This window comes from Streptomyces sp. UH6 (assembly GCF_013421635.1).
In the GTDB taxonomy this organism is placed as follows: Bacteria; Actinomycetota; Actinomycetes; order Streptomycetales; family Streptomycetaceae; genus Streptomyces; species Streptomyces abyssomicinicus.
In genome coordinates, this window is sequence record NZ_JACADT010000317.1 from 1 (window position 1) to 5,742 (window position 5,742).

Here is a 5,742-nt window from a genome sequence, read left to right on the forward strand (position 1 = left end):
GATCGCGGAGCGGGCACGGGTGGGGCCGGGCGGCGGCCCGTCTCAGGCCGGCCGGTTCCCGGTGGGGATCGTGATGGGCGTCGTGGTCCCGGAACCGCCCTTGTTGAGGAACAGCATCGCCAGGCCGCGCACCAGCTGGTCCATCATGTAGAAGGTGCCGGGCATGACGGGCGACAGGCCCTCGCGGAACAGGATGTACGCCGGCCACGCGGTGCGGACCAGGGCCGCCGCCGCGTAGTCCCGCTTGAGGCCGAGCCAGTTGCCGACCTCGTCGCTGAGGACGTAGCGCACGAACTCGTTGAGGAACCCGCGGGTGACGCCGAGGTCGATCTGCGCCGTCAGGCCGAGCAGGTCCTCGGCCAGCGCGATGCCCTCGTCCGTCGGGGTGAGGATGGGGGTGAGCACCTGCTTGGACTGCGCGAGCGCGGCCGACCAGGTCTGCGGGATGTGCTCGTCCGGAACGCCGAGCAGGTGGACGGCGACCTGCCACGAGTGCAGGAACGCCTCCTGGTCCGCCGTCGAGTACGGGATCCGCCACTCGAGCAGCTTGCTGTGCACGTAGGTGCCCAGGCTGTGGAAGGTGACCAGGATGTCCGCGGCGCTGATCGGGATGGTCTCGTCGGCGGCCGCCCGCCAGCCGGGCGACTGCGGCAGGAGGTGACGCACCGCGGCGTGCACCACGCGCGTCTTGTTGGCGGTGACGACGAACTGGCCGCTCGGCTTGAAGGCGCCGAGCTCCGACAGGTCGTAGCCGAAGGTGAACGTCTTGGCCGCGCGGTCCTGCATGTCGGCGCCGCCCGCGGACCAGTAGACGCTCCTGGCCTCCCGCGGGATCACCGTGCTCATGATGCCGCTGCCGAGGCCGTACAGCATGAACAGGTAGGTGTCCCGGCGCCGGTTGAAGTCGGCGGCGCGGGTCAGCTTGGTCTGGTCCGCCCAGCTGGGGAGCTTGTTGACCTTGCCCAGGTAGGTGGCGAACTCGGCCGGAAGGCCGCTGGGCAGCGGGTCGTCGTTGTTCACCCACGACCCCCACGCGGCGTTGATCGCCGGAACGTGGCCGTTGTCGAGCATCCGGACCATCAGCGGGTCCGCCAGGTCGTCCCAGATCCACTCGGGACCGGTGCCCGCGGCGGCTCCGGCCACCGAGCCCGTCGCCGCCCATGCCTGACCCGGACCCGCCACGCCCGCGAGGCCGAGAGCGGCACCGAGTGACAGCAGTCGCCGCCTGCTGAGATTGTCCATTGACTTACCCACTTCCTTGACGGACCAGACGGCACGCTGTGCCTTTTCCACTGGCCAGTTGGGTGACCGCCATGTTTCAGAACCGGTGGAGCGATGTGATTTCTCATTAACATAGCGACGCGGGACACTGGCGGCAATGGTCGTGACGGAGAGGGGTTGCCGAGGTTGGCCGCCCGGCGGGCACCCGGAAACACGGAGCGGCGGTGTGCCCGGCCGGGCACACCGCCGCTCCGTGTCACCGCGGTCCGTCACCGCGGTCCCTCCGCCGCGGTCTACCGCAGGCTCGGTTCGCTCCCCTCGGCGTCGTCGTCGGCATCCGGCACGGCGTTGCGCGGATGCGTGGGGTCGAGGAACCACCGGCGGGCCGAGACGAGCCACCAGACGCCGCAGAAGGCGGCGACCACGCCCACCGCCACGGGCGCGTAGTTGAAGGTCCGCGCGGTGACGGGCGAGGTCTGCGGCAGCATGAACAGCACGGTGATCACCAGCACCCACGCGACGGCGACGGTGCCCACGGGGCGGGACCAGCGGCCGAGGTGCCAGGGGCCCCGCTCGAACCGGTCCCCCTGGCGGAGCCGGAGGAAGGTGGGGATGACGTAGGCGATGTACAGGCCGATGGTCGCGATCGACGTGACGGCCGCGTACGCGGTGGTGTTCCACAGGTACGGCAGGCCGAGGACGAAGGCTCCTCCGGTGGCGAGCCAGACGGCGTTGGCCGGTGTCCGGGTGGCCGGGTTCAGCTGGTGCCACACCCGGGAGAACGGCAGGGCCCCGTCGCGCGAGAAGGCGTAGATCATGCGGGAGTTGGCGGTGACGGAGGCCATCCCGCAGAAGAGCTGCGCGACGATGACGACCAGCAGCAGCCACTTCCCGGCCGCCACGCCCAGGGCGTCCATCAGGATCTGGGCCGGCGGGACGCCCGTCCCGGAGGCGAGGGCGCCGGTGTAGGACTGGATCGCGAAGGTGAAGCCGAACAGCAGGACGAAGCCCGCCGCGAGGGAGACGAGGATCGACCGGACGATGCCCCGCGGGCCCGCGGTGGAGGCGCCCACGGTCTCCTCGGTCATGTGGGCGGAGGCGTCGTAGCCGGTGAAGGTGTACTGCGCCATCAGCAGCCCGATCAGCACCACGTAGAGGCTGGAGGAGAAGCCGGTGTTGTTGACGAACTCGCCGAAGACGAAGCCGGCCGGCCGGTGCTGGTCGGGCACCAGCACCAGGGCGCCGCAGATGACGACCACGCCGAGGATGTGCCACCAGATGGAGACCTCGTTGAGGAAGGCGACGATGCGGACCCCGAAGGTGTTCAGCACGCCGTGCAGCACCAGGATGAGGCCGAACAGCGTGATGGTGTGGCCGGGGGTGGCCGCGAAGCCGAACTGGAGGTCCAGCCAGGCGTTGAGGAAGGTCGCCGCGCCGAAGTCGACGCCCGCGGTCACCGCGATCTGGCCCAGGGTGTTGAACCAGCCGGTGAACCAGGCCCAGGCGGCGGCCGTCCTCGCGGGTGCCATGCGGTGCGCCCAGAAGTACAGCCCGGCGCTGGTCGGATAGGCGGAGCAGACCTCCGCCATCGACAGCCCCACGAACAGGGTCATGAGGCCGACGAACAGCCAGCCCCACATGATCACGACGGGGCCGCCGGTGTTCATCCCGAAGCCGTACAGGGTCATGCATCCGGACAGGATCGAGATGATGGTGAAGCTGACCCCGAAGTTCGCCCGGCCGGACATCGAACGGGAGAGGGTCTGCCGGTAGCCGAGTTGCTCCAGTCGTTGTTCCTCGGACACGCGGGACTCGTCCTGAGGCATGGGAGTACCGTCCTTCGCACATCGGAGATGGTGACGGATGCCCGGTGGTGCCGACGCCGCGCGGAGTGCGGTCGCGCCGGAGGCCGCCGCTCATCCGACGAAGCACGGGATGCATGCCCACACCGGCCGGGCTCCGAAGCACGCGCAGGCCGGCGGGCCGGTGGGCGGTGTCCGGCCACGGACGGAACGCTCGGCCGCCGACCGCCGCTCCAGCCGGGCGAGGACCGATATTCTCGACGGATGAGCAGAGGATCGGGCAGTCTGGCCGAGCGGTTGAGGTGGGCGCGCGAACGCGCCTTCGTGGGGCGCCTGGAGGAACTCGCCGCGTTCCGTGACGCCCTGTCGGGGGCGCCGGACGCTCCCGCCGTGCTGTACGTGCACGGCCCCGGCGGAGTCGGCAAGTCGACCCTGCTGCGCCGGTTCGCGGACGAGAGCCGCGACGCCGGGCGGCCCGTGGTCGAGGTGAACGGACGGCTGATCGACCCCTCCCCCGCCGGATTCCGGACCGAGGCCGAGGCCGTGGGCGCCGCACCGGACACCGTGCTCCTCATCGACGCGTTCGAGCACTGCCAGGGGCTCGAGGGCTGGCTGCGCGACCACTTCCTGCCCGGACTGCCCGGCCGGACCCTGACGGTGCTCGCCGGGCGGGAGGCCCCCAGCTCCGCCTGGCGGGCCGACCTCGCCTGGAGCGAGGCCCTGGCCGTCGTCCCGCTGGCCGACCTGGCGCCGGCCGACGCCGCGCGGCTGCTCGAACTGCGGGACGTGGCCCCCCTCGTGCGGGAGCAGGTGCTGGCCTTCGCCGGCGGCCACCCGCTCGCGCTCAGCCTCGCCGCCGGCGTCGCGGCGCACGGCGAGGACAAGGACTGGGAGCCCACACCGGACGTGCTGACCGCGCTGCTCTCCCAGATGGTGGGAGAGGTGCCGACGCCCGACCACCGGCTGGCCCTGGAGATGGCGGCGCACGCCATGACCACCACCGAGGGGCTGCTGCGGGCCGTGCTCGGCCCCGACCGGGGCGCCGAACTGTTCACCTGGCTGCGCCGCCTGCCGGTCGCCGACTGGGGGCGGCAGGGCGTCTTCCTGCACGACCTCGTCAGTGACGCCGTCGACGCCGACCTGCGCTGGCGGGACCCGCAGGGGTACGAGGAGATGCACCGCCGCGTCGGCCACCACCTGCTCGAACAGGCACGGACCGCCTCCCCCGCGGAGGCGATGGTGGCGATCCGTGAGATCAGCTACCTGAAGCGGTACGGGCCGATGGGCGAGTACTTCCAGATGCGCCGGGAGGGCGACTACCACGAGGACGTCCTGCGCCCCGGCGACCACGACGCCGTGCGACGGCTGATCACCGAGGCCGAGGGACCCGAGTCCGCCGCCGTCGTCGACTTCTGGCTGGAGCGGCAGCCCGAGGCGTTCTGGATGTACCGCGAGTCCGCGACCGGCGAACCGGTCGCGTTCATGACCTGGCTGCGGCTGTCCGAGCCGAGGCCCGACGAACTCGCCGCGGACCCGGTCATGGTGCAGGCGTGGGAACACACCCTGCGGACCAGCCCGCTCCGGCCGGGCGAGCACCTGCTGCTGGCGCGCTTCCTCATCCACCCGCCGGCGTACTACGAGATATCGCCGGTCCTGCACCTGATGCAGCTGCGCATCTGCGCGGACTACATCCGCTCCGGGTCCCTGGCCTGGTCGTTCATCATCAGTCCGTTCCCGCAGAACTGGGAGGCGCTGATGGAGCACCTGGGGCACGAACGGGCCACCGCCCTGCCGTGGCCCAACGGACACACCTACACCCTGTTCGCCTGCGACTGGCGGGTCACCCCGCTGTCGATCTGGTTCGACCGCACCCAGCCGGGCGCGCTGACCGAGGCCCCGGCCCGCCCCGCCGCCGACGCCCCGGCCGCGCCGCTGACCCGCGCCGCGTTCGACACCGCGGTCCGCGACGCCCTGCGTGACTGGCACCGGCCGGACGTCCTCGCCGCGGGCCCGCTGCGCACCACGCGGATGGTCACCGGACAGCCGGGGTTCGCCGCCGAGCACTCCGGGGAGATGCTGCGGGAGCTGCTCAGCGACGCCGTGGACGCCCTGCGCGCCGATCCGCGTGACGCCAAGCTCCACCGGGTGCTGGCCACCACCTTCTTCCACCGGGTGCCCAGCCACATGGTCGCCGCCGAGCGGCTGAGCCTCCCCTACAGCACCTACCGCAGACATCTGCAGCGCGGCTGCGAGCGGGTCTGCGACATCCTCTGGCAGCGGGAGACGGCCGGCCTGCCCATCCCGTCGCCGCACCCCTGACGGGAAGTGAGCACCGAACGGTCGACGGGTGAGCACCGAACGGACTGGTGACTGAGCGGTGTTCGCGGCGAACGTGGCTCCCACGACGAACTGACGTTCTTTCGAGGAGGCTTCGGATGCCGGGACGACCGGAACAGGACGTGATCGTGATCGGCGGTGGACCCGTCGGCCTGGCCACGGCGATGTCCCTGGCCGGGCAGGGACTGCGCGTCACCGTGCTGGAGCGGGACGGCGAGGCCGTCGCCGCCGGGCCGGACGTCGCGGAGCGCGCGTGGGGACAGTGGCACCGGCCCGGCGTGTCCCAGTTCCGCCAGCCGCACATCCTGCTGCCCGTCGGGGCGGCGCTGCTGCGCGAGAGGCTGCCTCGGGTCGTCGAGGCGCTGGAGGCGGCGGGGCCGCT

At 71.7% G+C, this 5,742-nt stretch carries 4 protein-coding genes; 2 read left to right on the forward strand and 2 right to left on the reverse strand.

The features are described from left to right. Positions 1–42 precede the first annotated feature (42 nt). A complete protein-coding gene (locus tag HW445_RS16400) occupies positions 43–1,242 on the reverse strand; it encodes an oxygenase MpaB family protein (protein ID WP_180221763.1) in 1,200 nt (399 codons plus the stop codon). A 272-nt stretch (positions 1,243–1,514) separates the two neighbouring features. Next, positions 1,515–3,047 carry an amino acid permease gene (locus HW445_RS16405; protein ID WP_180221764.1) on the reverse strand — a complete coding sequence of 511 codons (1,533 nt, stop codon included), beginning with the start codon at positions 3,045–3,047 and terminating at the stop codon, positions 1,515–1,517. A gap of 240 nt (positions 3,048–3,287) precedes the next feature. On the opposite strand from HW445_RS16405, the gene HW445_RS16410 reads away from it, so the two are divergent. Then, positions 3,288–5,342 carry an ATP-binding protein gene (locus HW445_RS16410; RefSeq protein WP_180221765.1) on the forward strand — a complete coding sequence of 685 codons (2,055 nt, stop codon included), beginning with the start codon at positions 3,288–3,290 and terminating at the stop codon, positions 5,340–5,342. A 116-nt stretch (positions 5,343–5,458) separates the two neighbouring features. Then, on the forward strand, positions 5,459–5,742 hold a 284-nt coding region (locus HW445_RS16415), incomplete at its 3' end, for an FAD-dependent oxidoreductase (protein ID WP_180221766.1).